This window comes from Pararhodobacter aggregans, assembly GCF_003075525.1.
GTDB lineage: Bacteria > Pseudomonadota > Alphaproteobacteria > Rhodobacterales > Rhodobacteraceae > Pararhodobacter > Pararhodobacter aggregans.
In genome coordinates this window covers 218,354-232,362 of record NZ_QDDR01000003.1, presented here as the reverse complement: position 1 = coordinate 232,362, position 14,009 = coordinate 218,354, and the positions used below count along the sequence as shown (strand labels likewise).

Sequence of the window (14,009 nt, the reverse complement as noted above, 5' to 3'; positions counted from 1 at the left end):
TCCGTCCGCCGGACAAAAGGAAAGGGGCCGCGCGCGCGGCCCCTTTTTTCGTGGGGAAGGGTGCGTGCAAGCACGCACCCTACGGGTTACTCGGCCGGCATCGCCTGGGCCTCGTGGGCCAGCGGGTGCGGCAGATGGACCAGCATTTCCTTCGGGCAGATCTGCAGGAAATTCGCCTTCTCCACATCCCAGCGGCGCAGGATCTCGGCGCCCTTGGCGCTTTCGGTCTCGGCCACATGCTGTTCCAGCAGCGATTTCAGCTGATCTTCCCAATGCGCCACCGTCACCGGGCAGGTGACCAGCGATTCCATGTTGATCAGGTTTTCGGCCGCGTCTTCGGGGTCATAGACATAGGCCATGCCGCCGGTCATCCCGGCGCCGAAGTTCGCCCCGATGGAACCGAGGATCACCGCCACGCCGCCGGTCATGTATTCGCAGCCGTTCGAGCCGCAGCCCTCGACCACCACCGAGGCACCCGAGTTGCGCACGGCAAACCGCTCACCCGCGCGACCGGCGGCAAAGAGCTTGCCGTTCGTCGCGCCGTAGAGGACCGTGTTGCCGATGATCGTGTTCTCGGAGGCCTTCAGCGGCGAGGACATGCGCGGACGCACCACGATCAGCCCGCCCGACAGCCCCTTGCCCACGTAATCGTTGGCATCGCCGAACACTTCCAGCTTCAGCCCGCGCACCGCGAAGGCGCCCAGCGACTGACCGGCGGAACCGGCCAGCTTGACCGTCAGGTGATCGGGCTGCAGCGAATTGCGCATGCCGAACTTCTTGACGATATGGCTGGAGGCGCGGGTGCCGACCGTGCGGTGGGTGTTGCGCACCGCGTAGCTCAGCTGCATCTTCTCGCCTTCCTCGAAGAAGCGGGCGGCGTCGCGGATGATCTCGTGATCCAGCGTATCCGGCACGGCGTTGCGCGGCTTGTCGCGGTCGTAGCGGATCGAGCGTGCGCCATCGACGGTGATGAGCAGCGGGTTGAGGTCGAGGTCATCGAGATGCGCCGACCCGCGGCTGACCTGCGCCAGCAGATCCGCCCGGCCGATGATCTCGTCAATTGACCGCGCCCCCAGCGAGGCGAGGATTTCCCGCACTTCCGAGGCGTAGAAGGTGATGAGGTTCACCACCTTGTCGGCGTTGCCGGTGAACTTGGCGCGCAGTTCCGGGTTCTGGGTGCAGACGCCCACCGGGCAGGTGTTCGACTGGCACTGACGCACCATGATGCAGCCCATGGCGATCAGCGCCGCGGTGCCGATGCCGAATTCCTCGGCCCCCAGCATCGCCGCCATGACGATGTCGCGGCCCGTGCGGAGCCCGCCATCGGTGCGCAGCGTCACCCGGTCGCGCAGGTTGTTCATGGCGAGGACCTGATGCGCCTCGGTCAGGCCCATCTCCCACGGCAGGCCCGCGTATTTGATCGAGGTGCCCGGGGAGGCCCCGGTGCCGCCGTTGTGGCCCGAGATCAGGATCACGTCGGCCTTGGCCTTGGCCACGCCGGCCGCAATCGTGCCGACGCCGGACGACGCCACCAGCTTGACCGTCACCTTGGCCCGCGGGTTGATCTGCTTGAGGTCATAGATCAGCTGCGCGAGGTCTTCGATCGAATAGATGTCGTGGTGCGGCGGGGGCGAGATCAGCGTCACGCCCTTGGTCGAATGCCGCAGCCGCGCGATCAGCTCGGTCACTTTCATGCCGGGCAGCTGGCCACCCTCGCCGGGCTTGGCGCCCTGCGCGACCTTGATCTCCAGTTCCTCGCACTGGTTCAGGTATTCGGCGGTGACGCCGAACCGGCCCGAGGCCACCTGCTTGATCTTGGCCGACGGGTTGTCGCCGTTGGGCTCGGGGAAGAAATGCGCCGGATCCTCGCCACCCTCGCCCGAGTCGGATTTGGCGCCGATCCGGTTCATGGCGACGTTGAGGGTCTTGTGCGCCTCAGGGCTCAGCGCGCCCAGCGACATGCCGGGGGTGACGAAGCGCTTGCGGATCGAGGTGATCGATTCCACCTCCTCGATGGGCAGCGGACGGCCCAGCGGCTTGAAGTCCAGAAGGTCGCGCAGATGGATCGGCGGGTTCGCCTGCAACGCCGCGGTATACTTGCGCCACAGATCATAGGAGGCGCGCTCGCAGGCGTTTTGCAGCAGGTGCATGGTCTGGGCTTCCCAGGCGTGCTTTTCGCCCGAGCGGCGCGCCTTGTAGAAACCGCCGACCGGCAGCGGGCCGACCGGAGCCTTCCAGCCCTTGTCGTGCACTTCCTCGACCTTCATCTGGATGCCGTGCAGACCGATGCCCGAGATCCGGCTGTGCATGCCGGGGAAATACTCGGCGACCATGGCGCGGGACAGGCCCACGGCCTCGAAGTTCAACCCGCCGCGATAGGACGAGATGATCGAGATGCCCATCTTCGACATGATCTTCAGCAGACCGGCGTCGATGGCGTCGCGGTAGCGGCGCATCGCGTCGACCAAGGAGCCCTCGATCAGGCCGCGACCGATGCGGTCGGCGATGGTGTCCTGCGCCAGATAGGGGTTCACCGTGGTCGCGCCGCAGCCGATCAGCACCGCGAAATAATGCGGGTCGATGCATTCGGCGGCCCGGACATTGATCGAGGTGAAGGTGCGAAGCCCCTTACGGGTCAGCCAGGAATGCACGGCGCTGGTGGCCAGGATCATCGGCATGGCGACGCGGCCGGGGCCCTGCTTTTCATCGGTCAGGACGATGTGCGAATTGCCCGAACGGACGGCATCCTCGGCCTCGGCCCGGATCCGCTCCAGCCCCTGACGCAGCGCGTCCTCGCCCGCGCCATCCTCGAAGGTGCAGTCGATCATCGCCACGCCGTCGCCGAACTGGCGGACCATGACCTTGAATTCCTCGTTGGCGATGAACGGGGATTCGAGGACCAGGATCTCGGTCTGCGCGCTGCTTTCATCCAGCACGTTCTTGAGGTTGCCGAAGCGGGTCTTCAGCGACATCACCCGGCTTTCGCGCAGGCTGTCGATCGGCGGGTTGGTCACCTGGCTGAAGTTCTGGCGGAAGAAATGGCTCAGCGGGCGATAGACCTTCGACAGCACCGCGGCGGGCGTGTCATCGCCCATCGAGGCGATCATTTCCTTGCCGTCCTCGGCCATCGGCGTCAGGACCTGCTCGACCTCTTCCATCGAATAGCCGGCGGCGATCTGGCGGCGGCGCAGCGATTCGCCGTCGAAGATCGGCAGTTCCGGCACATCGGCCAGCAGCTTGTTCAGCTCGACGATCTTGTCGGTCCATTCGCCGAAGGGCTGGCTGGCAGCCAGACGGTCCTTGAGCGCCACGTCGCGGTAGAGCTTGCCCTCTTTCATGTCGACGGCGATCATCTGGCCCGGGCCGAGGGCGCCTTTTTCGCGCACCGTCATCTCGTCGACCGGCACCATCCCGGTTTCCGAACCGGCGATCAGCATCCCGTCGCCGGTCACCACATAGCGCATCGGACGCAACCCGTTGCGGTCGAGGCCGCCGCAGACCCAGCGGCCATCGGTCATGGCCAGCGCCGCCGGGCCGTCCCAGGGCTCCATCACCGAGTTGCAATAGGAATACATGTCCTGCCAGGCCTGCGGCAGTTCAACCGTTGCCTTGGACCAGGCCTCGGGGACCAGCATGGTCTTGGCCATCGGCGCCGAGCGGCCCGAGCGCACCAGAACCTCGAACACCGCGTCCAGCGCGCCCGAATCCGAGGTGCCCGCCGGGATGATCGGCTTGATATCCTCGGCCATCTCGCCAAAGGCGGACGAGGCCATGCGGATTTCGTGCGACCGCATCCAGTTGACGTTGCCCTTCAGCGTGTTGATCTCGCCGTTATGGGCCAGCATGCGGAACGGCTGGGCGAGCCACCATTGCGGGAAGGTGTTGGTCGAATAGCGCTGGTGATAGATCGCGAAGGACGAGATGAAGCGCTCGTCCATCAGGTCGGGGTAGAAGACGGCGACCTGTTCGGCCAGCATCATCCCCTTGTAGATCACCGAGCGGCACGACAGCGAGCACAGGTAGAGCCCTTGGATCTGCTGCGCGGCGGCGGCCTTCTCGATCCGGCGGCGGATGACGTAGAGCTCACGCTCGAAGGTCTCTTCGTCCGTGCCCTTGGTGTTCTTGATGAGGATCTGCTCGATCTCGGGGCGGGTGGCGTTGGCCTTCTCGCCCAGGACCGAGGTATCGACCGGCACATGGCGCCAGCCATAGATGTAATAGCCCATCCGCAGCACTTCGGCCTCGACGATGGTCCGGCAGCGCTCCTGCGCGCCGAAATCGGTACGCGGCAGAAACACCTGGCCCACGGCGATCAGCGCGTCGAGGTCGGGCTCGTGACCCGTGCGGCGCACCTGGTCATGGAAGAAGGGGACCGGGATCTGCACATGGATGCCCGCGCCGTCGCCGGTCTTGCCGTCGGCATCGACCGCGCCCCGGTGCCAGACCGCCTTCAGCGCGTTGATGCCGTTGACGACGACCTGCCGCGAGGGCTTGCCGTTGATCGAGACGACGAGGCCGACGCCGCAGGAGGCATGCTCGTCATCGGTCTTGTAAAGACCGTTGGCATCCATCCACTGACGCTTGGCTTCTTCGGCCGCGACCCAGTTTTCATCATAGACGGTCATGGCAGTCTCCTTCTCACTCGCTGGCAAGCTGGCTGAATCGGTCGATGCAGTCCTGCCGGGTCAACAGGGTTCGCCCCTCGCCCGCGTAGCTGTAGCTGTCGGGTTTGTGGTCGATGTAGATCTCGTTGGACAGAATCAGCCCGTTCGCATCGTCGAACAGGCCGATGGGAAGCTCGGTATTGCCCGCCCATTCGCTGTCGGCGGTAACCCGGAAATAAAGGTTCGAGCCGCAGTCCCGGCACCAGGCGCGCATCGCCCAGGCACTGGTCTGGCGGGTGGCGATATGCGCCTCGCCGGTCCAGCGGACATTGCCGGTGGGCACGGTGATCCCCAGCAGGGCCGAGCCGGTCCAGCGGCGGCACATCTCGCAATGGCAGGCGCCGAATTCGCGCTTGGTGAGGTCGGCCTCGAAGCGCACGGCGCCGCAGAGGCAGCCGCCTTTGCGGGTCTCGATCATGCGTGATCCTCCGCCAGGGGCAGGGCGCTCAGCATCGGCCCGCAATTGTGCCGCGGCTGGGTCGAGGCAAAGCCCGGATCGCCGGGATAGAGGAATTCCGCGGGCGAGCTGTCGGTGGTGTTTTCCTGATCGCCCGAACGCCAGGTGCGGATCCCCGAAAAGAACCGCCGATGCGTGGCCGAGACGTATTCGCGCCCGGTGATCGTGCTCAGCAGCGTCCCGGCCTCATTGTAATAGCGGGTCTCGAACTCGGTCCCCAGCAGCGTCTCGCCGTCGATCACCTCGGTCCCGCCGGTCAGCCGGTCGAAGCCCGTCACGCGGGTCCGTTCCCCGCCGCGGATCTCGTCGAAATCCCAATCGTCGTAGCCGGTGGACAGCAGCGTCGAGACCGAGGCCGCGTCACGGGCCGGAAGCAGCGTGCGGGTGATTGTGCCGCTGGGCAGGGAGCGGCTTTCGATCCATTGCGCCTCGGCGTCGATCAGGCCCAGGTAAAAGGCGCCCTGTTCGTCGAAATCCATGCGCCACAGATCGCCCGGCGCGTCTGTGCAGGTGTAATGCTGCGAGACGGTGCAGGCCCGGGTCTGGACCGCCAGAAAGGCGGTGCAGCCCTGGGGCGGCGTGAAATCCTCGGCCCCGGCCTGCGTCGCGGCCCCCAGCATGGCCACGCCCAAACCGGCCGCGACAAGGCCGCGGCGGCTCAGGGCAGGGCGGGCGTGGGGCCGCGCCGCGATCATTCGGCCGCCACCGAGGCGGGCTGCGCCAGATAGGACAGGATCGACTCGGCCGCTTCGCGCCCGTCGCGGATCGCCCAGACCACCAGCGAGGCGCCGCGCACGATGTCGCCCACGGCATAGACGCCGGGCAGGCTGGTCGCATGCGTGGCATGGTCGCAGCGGATCGTGCCCCAGCGCGTCACGGTCAGTTCCGGCACACCCCAGAGGGTCGGCAGGGCCTCGGGCTCGAAACCGAGCGCCTTGATGACCAGATCGGCGGGCTCCAGGTAATCGGCGCCCTCGATCAGTTCCGGCGAGCGGCGGCCCGAGGCGTCGGGCGTGCCCAGACGCATCTTCTGCACCACGACGCCGGACGCGCTGTCCTCGCCCTCGAACCCGGCGGGAGCGGTCAGCCAGACGAAATCGACGCCCTCTTCCTCGGCGTTCTGCACTTCGCGCTGCGAGCCGGGCATGTTGTCGCGGTCACGGCGATAGAGCAGCTTGACCGAGGTCGCGCCCTGCCGCACGGCGGTCCGCACGCAATCCATGGCCGTGTCGCCGCCGCCGATGACGACGACGCGCTTGCCCTCGGCGTTCAGCAGGCCGGAATCGAAATTCGGCACCTCGTCGCCAAAGCTCTTGCGGTTCGAGGCGGTCAGGTAATCCAGCGCCTTGACGATGCCGCCCAGTTCCGCGCCCGGCCCTTCCAGGTCGCGCGACTTGTAGACGCCGGTGGCGATCAGCACCGCGTCATGCTTGCCGCGGATCGCGTCAAAGCTGATGTCCTGGCCGACGGTGCAGTTCAGCACGAATTGCACGCCCGCGGCTTCCAGCTGCTCGATCCGGCGCATGACGACCGGCTTTTCCAGCTTGAAGCCGGGAATGCCATAGGTCAGCAGCCCGCCCGCGCGGTCATAGCGGTCATAGACCGTGACCTGCACGCCGGCGCGACGCAGGTTGTCCGCTGCCGCCAGCCCGCCCGGGCCCGCGCCGATGATGGCGACCGACTGGTCACGCTCGACCATCGGCTTGCCGGGCTGGACCCAGCCGTTTTCCCAGGCGGTATCGGTGATGTATTTCTCGACCGCGCCGATGGTGACGGTGCCGTGGCCCGATTGCTCGATGACGCAATTGCCTTCGCAGAGCCGGTCCTGCGGGCAGATGCGGCCGCAGATCTCGGGGAAGGTATTGGTCGCCTGGCTCAGCTCATAGGCTTCCCGCAGGCGGCCCGTCGCGGTCAGCATCAGCCAGTCGGGGATGTTGTTGTGCAGCGGGCAATGCGTCTGGCAATAGGGCACGCCGCACTGGCTGCAGCGGCTGGCCTGTTCCTCGGCCTTTTCGGCGGCGAATTCGCGGTAGATCTCGGCGAAGTCCTCGCGCCGCTCGTCGGCCGCCCGCTTGCTGGGCATCTGCTTCGACTTGGTGACGAACTGAAGCATGCGCTGTGTTGCCATGGCTGGGCCTCCCGAAATGTCGCGCTGGCATACGACGAACCGCGCCGCAATAAAAGTCAGTATGAGTTACCTATATCCAACTTATTTCTGCGGCAAGTAGTCGAATCTGCGGGGTGTTGCATGAAAATATGTTAGTAGTACTTACCTACCATTTGTCACTTCCGCTTTTCACAAAACGGCGTAAGGTGCCGCCGACTGCAGCCGGGATCCCTTTCATGCCACTCTACCACATCTTTATTCTTGCGTTAATTCAAGGAATTACCGAGTTTTTGCCGATCTCCAGCTCGGCGCATCTGATCCTGTTTCCGCAGCTTACCGGGCTGCAGGATCAAGGGGTTGCGCTGGATGTGAGCGTCCATGTGGGGACGCTGCTGGCGGTGATGCTCTACTTCCGGCAGGATGTCGCCCAGGTCTGGCGCGGGCTGCCGGACATGGCGCGCGGGCGGCTTGATTCGCCCGGCGCGCGGATGGCCTTTCTGCTGATCGTGGCGACGATTCCCGTCATCCTGCTGGGGCTGGTGCTGAAAGTGACCGGGCTGGTCGACAGCATGCGCTCCATGGCGGTGATCGGCTGGACCATGCTGGGTTTCGGCGTGGTGCTCTATGCCGCCGACAAGATGGGCAGCGAACAGCGCCGGGCCGAAAACTGGACCCTGCGCGATGCGGTGGTTCTGGGCCTGTGGCAGGCGGTGGCGCTGATCCCCGGCACCTCGCGGTCGGGCGCGACGATCACCGGCGCCCGCTTCCTGGGGTTCGAGCGGCACGACGCCGCACGCCTCAGCATGCTGATGTCGATCCCGACGATCATGGCCTCGGGCGTGCTGACGGCGCTGGATCTGGTCGAGACGGCCAATGCCCGCGCCGCGCTGGACGGGCTGATCGGCGCCTCGATCTCGTTCGTGGCGGCGCTGATCGCGCTGAAGCTGATGATGCGCTTTCTGGCCGCGGTCAGCTTCACCCCCTACGTGATCTACCGGATCGTGCTGGGGGCGGTGCTGTTGTGGATGGCCTATGCCTGAGGCCGGAAAGGGGGCGCGGGCTTATTCCTGCCCGCGCAGCCCGCTCGCCGATTCCTTGATCGACTCGTACTGGCCGGCCGGGCGGAAGCGCCACAGATAGGTCGGCAGGATCAGGTCCATCGGCGTCGGCCGGATGCCCAGATCGGCCAGGCCCTTGGCGCCGGGGGCGACCACGCGGTCCTGACCCAGGTCGCGGATCTGGTCGCGGGTCAGCACGCGGTTGGTGAACAGGCCCGCGGTCAGGAATTGCGCGGTGCCGAACAGGGTCGCGGTGACGCTGGCCAGCCAGTTCGGCAGGTTCACGATGACGCGGTGACGGCGGATCATGTCCAGCATCATCGCCATCAGCGCGCGGAAACTCAGCGCCTCGGGACCGCCCAGCTCATAGACACCGGCCGGAGCCTCGCCCATCGCGCCCTTGACGGCGGCTTCGGCCACGTCATCGACATAGACCGGCTGGAACAGCGTCTTGCCCCCGGCGATCGGCAGCAGCGGCGAGAAGCGGGTCATCCCGGCGAAGCGGTTGAAGAAATCGTCCTCAGGGCCAAAGATGATCGAGGGCCGCAGGATCACCGCGCCCGGGAAGGCGGCCAGCACGGCGGCTTCGCCCTCGGCCTTGGTGCGGGAATAATCGCTTTCGGCCTCGGCATCGGCGCCGATGGCCGACAGATGCACCAGCTGCTTGACGCCTTCCTCGGCGGCGAGGCGGGCGACGGTGCCGGCGCCCTTGGCCTGAACCGCGTCAAAGGTGTTCTTGCCCGATTCCAGCAGGATGCCCGCGCAGTTCACCACCGCATCGGCGCCGCGGATCACGGCGCGAATCGAGGCCTCGTCACGGATGTTGCACAGAACCGGCTCGACCTGACCGACAAAGCCGTAGGTGCGGACATAGAGCCGCTCGTTCGGGCGCCGCGTCGCGACGCGAACCCGCCAGCCGGCCTGTGCCATGCGCCGCGCGACATAGCGCCCGACAAAGCCCGAACCGCCCAGGATCGTGACCAGTTTCGTCATCTCGCCCTCCGCGCCTTTATAGACTTGATGCTCAATACCGCCGCCCCCCCTTGCGGACAAGTCCAAAGCGGTCCGCGCCGCCGCCTGTCGCTGCGTTGCGGCGAGGAGGGCGCGGGAAATTTCTTGCCGGACCCGCGGATTTTTTCGTGGCCCCCGTTGACACTCCCACGGCCCCCGGATAATCCACCGCTCACGCAATCAGCCCAGATGGCGGAATTGGTAGACGCGCAGGTTTCAGGTACCTGTACCGCAAGGTGTGGAGGTTCGAGTCCTCTTCTGGGCACCAAGCGTCCTCGTAAGCCCCGCAAGGTTCTGCCTTGCGGGGTTTCGCTTTTCCTGGGTCACGCAGAGCGCAACAACAGGCTGGCGTCGCCCGGCTTTATTCGGCACCCTGCCATCCAAAAGCAGGAGTTGCCCGCATGACCGACATCACCCTCACCGCCGCTGACGGCTTCGAACTGGGCGCCTGGCTGGCCGAGCCTGCGGGCACGCCCCGGGGCGGCATTGTCGTCGTGCAGGAGATCTTCGGCGTCAACAGCCATATCCGCTCGATCTGCGACCGGCTGGCCGAGGCGGGTTACCGGGCCGTTGCCCCGGCGGTCTTCGACCGGATCGAGCCCGATTTCCAGACCGGCTATACCCCCGACGAGGTGGCGCGTGCCCGCGGCATGATCCCGCTCTTCGACATGGGCAAATGCCTGCTCGACGTGGCGGCGGCGCGGGACCATCTGGCGGGGGCGGGCAAGACCGGGATTGTCGGCTTCTGCCTGGGCGGCTCGGTCGCCTATGCGGCGGCGTCTCAGCTGGAAGGCTTCGCGGGCGCCAGCAGCTTCTACGGCGGGATGGTCAACAGGCTGATTGCCCAGCTGCCGCGCTGCCCGGTGCAGTTCCACTACGGGGCCGAGGATACTGGCATCCCGCCCGAGAATTACGAGGCGGTGCGCGCCGCCGTGCCCGGGGCCGAGTTCCACGTCTACGAAGGCGCGGGCCACGGCTTCAACTGCGACCAGCGGGCCAGTTATGACGCGGCCTCGGCAGCGCTGGCCTGGCAGCGGACGCTGGATTTCTTCGGCCGCACGCTGGGCTGACGGGGCGGGGCGGGAACCGAAGTTGACGATCGGCGTCAGCGGTTCGGTTTCGGCGTCGCAGGCCGCGTGATTTGTGTCGCCGGCGTTGTGTCGGGGCCTTATGCCGCGTCGCAGAATCCCTCAGGATCGACCGACGCCAGCCCCTCCCTTCAGGAAGCCCCGCCATGATTCCCTACGTTCTGACCGTCCGCTGCGCCTCGCGCCGCGGGATCGTTGCCGCAATCTCGGGCTATCTGGCCGAGGCGGGATGCAACATCACCGACGCCGCCCAGTACGACGATCTGGAAAGCGGCAAGTTCTTCACCCGAATCAGCTTCGCCGCCGAGACCGGTGCCACCATCGAGGCCCTGCGCGCGGGCTTCGCCCCGGTGGCCGAGGCTTTCGACATGGATTGGGGGATCCACGACACGGCCGGCCGCATGAAGGTGCTGCTCATGGTGTCGAACTTCGGCCATTGCCTGAACGACCTGCTCTATCGCTGGCGGATCGGTGCCCTGCCGGTGGAGCTGGTCGGTGTGGTCTCGAACCACATGACTTACCAGAAGGTGGTGGTGAACCACGATCTGCCCTTCTGGCACATCAACGTCACCAAAGAGAACAAGCCCGTGGCCGAGGCCCGGCTGTTGGAGGTGGTCGAGGGTTCCGGCGCCGAGCTGATCGTGCTGGCGCGCTACATGCAGGTCTTGTCCGATGCGCTCTGCACCAAGATGTCGGGGCGGATCATCAACATCCACCATTCCTTCCTGCCCAGCTTCAAGGGCGCGAACCCCTACAAGCAGGCCTATCAGCGCGGCGTCAAACTGATCGGCGCCACGGCGCATTACGTCACCGCCGATCTGGACGAGGGTCCGATCATCGAACAGGACACGGTGCGCGTGACCCATGCGCAGAACCCGGCCGATTACGTCTCGCTCGGCCGCGATGTCGAGGCGCAGGTGCTGGCCCGGGCGGTCCATGCCCATGCCCAGCATCGGGTCTTCCAGAACGGCCACCGCACCGTGGTTTTCCCGGCCTCGCCCGGGGCCTATGCCTCGGACCGGATGGGCTGAGGCCCGCGCCATCGAGAAAGGCCCGGGGGTGCGCAGAATTGACGTGGCCCGCCCCCGGGACTAGATGGGTTCGCATTCCCGGCGAAAGACCATCCTCATGGCGAATTTTCTCTACCAGAACGATCTGCCCGACGGTCTGGACCTCGGCCTCGTGGTGGCCATCGATTGCGAGACGATGGGCCTGAACCCGCACCGTGACCGGCTGTGCCTGGTGCAGCTGTCGGGCGGCGACGGCAACGCGCATCTGGTGCAGATCGCCCAGGACCAGACCGAGGCGCCGAATCTCGCCCGTCTGCTGGCCGATCCCAAGGTGCTGAAGCTCTTCCATTTCGGGCGTTTCGACATCGCGGTGATGGAACATCGCTTCGGCGTGCTGGCCGCGCCCGTCTGGTGCACCAAGATCGCCTCCAAGCTGGTGCGCACCTATACCGACCGGCACGGGCTGAAATACCTGCTGTCGGAATTGCTGAACGTCGACATTTCCAAGATGCAGCAATCCAGCGACTGGGGCGCGGTCGAGATCACTCAGGCGCAGAAGGATTACGCGGCCTCGGACGTGTTGTACCTGCACCGGCTGAAAGAGGTGCTGGAAGGGATGCTGGCGCGTGAGGGCCGCACCGCGATGGCGCAGGCCTGTTTCGATTTCCTGCCGATGCGTGCCAAGCTCGACCTTGCCGGCTGGCCCGAGGTGGATATCTTCGCGCACTGACATGGCATTGGCGGAACCCGGACAGCGCAGGGCAGGCTACAGCAGGACCGTAGGGATCCTGAAAGTCCTGCTGCCGCTGACCGCGCTGACGCTGTTGTCGCTGGTCTTCCTGCTGGCCCGGACTGTCGATCCCACGCAGGCCATTTCGAATGCCGAGATCGACGTCGAGGACCGCGCCCGCGATCCGCGCCTGTCGGGCGCCCGCTTCGCCGGCGTGACCGAGGATGGCGCGGCGCTGACCATCGTCGCCGAGACCGCGCGTTCCGACCCCGGCGCGACCATGCGGCTTGAGGTTACGGGGCTGGATCTGCAGCTGGAGGGCCGGGACGGCGAGACGATGCACGCTGCGGCGCATGAGGGGATCATCGACCGCGGCCGGGGCAGTTTCGAACTGGGCGGCGGGCTGGAGGTTACGGTCAGCCCCGGCTACCGGCTGGCGACCGAGCGGCTGGACGGCCTGCTGGATTCGACCCGCGTGCGCGCCGCGGGCGCTGTCGAAGGGGCCGCACCCGCGGGCACAATTCAGGCCGGAAACATGGAGATGCGGGCCGATTCCACCGATGGCGCCGGTTATGTGCTTGTTTTCGGGGGCGGTGTGCGGTTGAACTATCAGCCAGAAAACCAAGGGGCCCCGTGATGCCGCGTCTCTTCCTCCGACTGCTTGCGGTGCTGATGCTCGCCGCGCTTCCCGCCTCGGCGCAGGAAGGGGTGCAGATCAGCTTCGGCCAGTCGCTCAGGCTGGAAGGTTCGGCCCTGGAGGTGACGGCGGATCTGCTCACTGTCGATCAGACGACCGGCGCGTCGGAGTTCAGCGGGAACGTTCTGGCGGTGCAGGGCGACATGCGGATCTCGGCCGGGGCGCTCAGGCTGGAATATGCTGCGGGCGCCCGCGAGGGGCAGCAGCGGATCAGCCGGTTGGTGGCCTCGGGCGGGGTAACGATGTCCACCCCCAGCGAGGCGCTGGAATCGCGTGAGGCGGTCTATTCCCTCGATGCGCAATCCCTGGAAATGACCGGCGCGGTGATGCTGGTGCAGGGAGAGAACCTGTTGTCGGGCGAACGCTTCGTCGCGGATCTCAGGGCCGGAACCGGCCGGATGGTCGGCCGGGTGCGGACCATCATCCGCATGGAATGACGCCACCGATGGATGACCCCGACGCCCGGCCCGACGGATTGCGCATCCGTGGCCTGAAGAAAAGCTACAAGCGCCGCCCGATCCTGCGGGGCATCGACCTGGACCTGCACCGGGGCGAGGTCGTGGCGCTGCTGGGCCCCAACGGCTCGGGCAAGACCACCTGTTTTTATTGCGTGGCGGGGCTGGTGCCGGTGGATGGCGGCCATGTCTCGATTGACGGGCTCGATGTGACGGGCTGGCCGATGTACCGCCGCGCGCGCCTCGGCATCGGCTATCTGCCGCAGGAGATGTCGATCTTCCGCGGCCTTTCGGTCGAGGACAACATCTCGGCGATCCTGGAGATCGCCGTGCCCGACCGCGCCACCCGCGCCGCCCGTCTGGAAGAGCTGCTGCACGAATTCCGCATCGAGAAACTGCGCAAGTCGCCCGCCCTGGCGCTGTCCGGCGGCGAGCGGCGGCGGGCCGAGATCGCCCGCTGTCTGGCCTCGAACCCGTCCTTCGTGCTGCTGGACGAACCCTTCGCCGGGGTCGATCCGATCGCGGTGGGCGATATCCGCGGGCTGGTGGGCGATCTGACGGCGCGCGGCATCGGCGTGCTGATTACCGATCACAACGTGCGCGAGACCCTTGAGATCGTGGATCGTGCCTATATCCTTCATGATGGAACCGTGCTGATGAGCGGCACGCCGGACGAGGTTGTGGGCAATGCGGATGTGCGCCGGGTCTATCTGGGCGACTCGTTCCGCTAGA

General features: G+C 66.4%; 12 protein-coding genes and 1 tRNA gene. 8 read left to right on the top strand and 5 right to left on the bottom strand.

Annotation, left to right across the window (positions count from 1 at the left end; all coding sequences use genetic code 11):
• Positions 1-86: 86 nt before the first annotated feature.
• Genes gltB through DDE23_RS08135 form a run of 4 tightly spaced genes read right to left on the bottom strand, consistent with a single transcriptional unit; the run spans position 87 to position 7,249 of the window.
• Positions 87-4,625: a glutamate synthase large subunit gene (gene gltB / locus DDE23_RS08150; RefSeq protein ID WP_107751472.1), complete on the bottom strand. Its 4,539-nt coding sequence runs from the start codon at positions 4,623-4,625 to the stop codon at positions 87-89.
• Between the two features lie 13 nt (positions 4,626-4,638).
• Positions 4,639-5,082, bottom strand: coding sequence for a GFA family protein (locus tag DDE23_RS08145; RefSeq protein ID WP_107751471.1), 444 nt, complete (start codon positions 5,080-5,082; stop codon positions 4,639-4,641).
• Positions 5,079-5,816, bottom strand: coding sequence for a hypothetical protein (locus DDE23_RS08140; protein WP_107751470.1), 738 nt, complete (start codon positions 5,814-5,816; stop codon positions 5,079-5,081). The genes DDE23_RS08145 and DDE23_RS08140 overlap by 4 nt, the downstream gene beginning before the upstream one ends.
• A complete protein-coding gene (locus tag DDE23_RS08135; protein ID WP_107751469.1) occupies positions 5,813-7,249 on the bottom strand; it encodes an NAD(P)-dependent oxidoreductase in 1,437 nt (478 codons plus the stop codon). The genes DDE23_RS08140 and DDE23_RS08135 overlap by 4 nt, the downstream gene beginning before the upstream one ends.
• A 215-nt stretch (positions 7,250-7,464) precedes the next feature.
• Between DDE23_RS08135 and DDE23_RS08130 the strand changes: the two genes are divergently transcribed.
• The gene (locus DDE23_RS08130; protein WP_107751468.1) at positions 7,465-8,268 is read left to right on the top strand and encodes an undecaprenyl-diphosphate phosphatase; all 804 of its coding nucleotides are present in this window, start codon (positions 7,465-7,467) and stop codon (positions 8,266-8,268) included.
• 21 nt (positions 8,269-8,289) lie between these two features.
• Here DDE23_RS08130 and DDE23_RS08125 read toward each other — a convergent pair whose 3' ends face one another.
• Positions 8,290-9,279 carry a complex I NDUFA9 subunit family protein gene (locus DDE23_RS08125; RefSeq protein WP_107751467.1) on the bottom strand — a complete coding sequence of 330 codons (990 nt, stop codon included), beginning with the start codon at positions 9,277-9,279 and terminating at the stop codon, positions 8,290-8,292.
• Positions 9,280-9,480: 201 nt separating this feature from the next.
• Here DDE23_RS08125 and DDE23_RS08120 point away from each other — a divergent pair.
• The 7 genes from DDE23_RS08120 to lptB all read left to right on the top strand — a co-directional run bounded on the left by DDE23_RS08120 (position 9,481) and on the right by lptB (position 14,008).
• A tRNA-Leu gene (locus tag DDE23_RS08120) sits at positions 9,481-9,565 on the top strand.
• Positions 9,566-9,698: 133 nt separating this feature from the next.
• Positions 9,699-10,367, top strand: a complete 669-nt coding sequence (locus DDE23_RS08115; RefSeq protein WP_107751466.1) for a dienelactone hydrolase family protein — start codon at positions 9,699-9,701, stop codon at positions 10,365-10,367.
• A 164-nt stretch (positions 10,368-10,531) separates the two neighbouring features.
• Positions 10,532-11,416, top strand: coding sequence for a formyltetrahydrofolate deformylase (gene purU, locus DDE23_RS08110; protein ID WP_107751465.1), 885 nt, complete (start codon positions 10,532-10,534; stop codon positions 11,414-11,416).
• A 97-nt stretch (positions 11,417-11,513) separates the two neighbouring features.
• Positions 11,514-12,125: a ribonuclease D gene (locus DDE23_RS08105; RefSeq protein WP_107751464.1), complete on the top strand. Its 612-nt coding sequence runs from the start codon at positions 11,514-11,516 to the stop codon at positions 12,123-12,125.
• A 1-nt stretch (position 12,126) separates the two neighbouring features.
• Positions 12,127-12,762: a hypothetical protein gene (locus DDE23_RS08100; RefSeq protein WP_107751463.1), complete on the top strand. Its 636-nt coding sequence runs from the start codon at positions 12,127-12,129 to the stop codon at positions 12,760-12,762.
• Entirely contained in the window at positions 12,762-13,259 is a 498-nt protein-coding gene (locus tag DDE23_RS08095; RefSeq protein WP_107751462.1) for an LptA/OstA family protein, read from the top strand. Before DDE23_RS08100 ends, DDE23_RS08095 begins: the two co-directional genes overlap by 1 nt.
• A gap of 8 nt (positions 13,260-13,267) precedes the next feature.
• A complete protein-coding gene (lptB, locus tag DDE23_RS08090; protein ID WP_238149930.1) occupies positions 13,268-14,008 on the top strand; it encodes an LPS export ABC transporter ATP-binding protein in 741 nt (246 codons plus the stop codon).
• Position 14,009 lies beyond the last annotated feature (1 nt).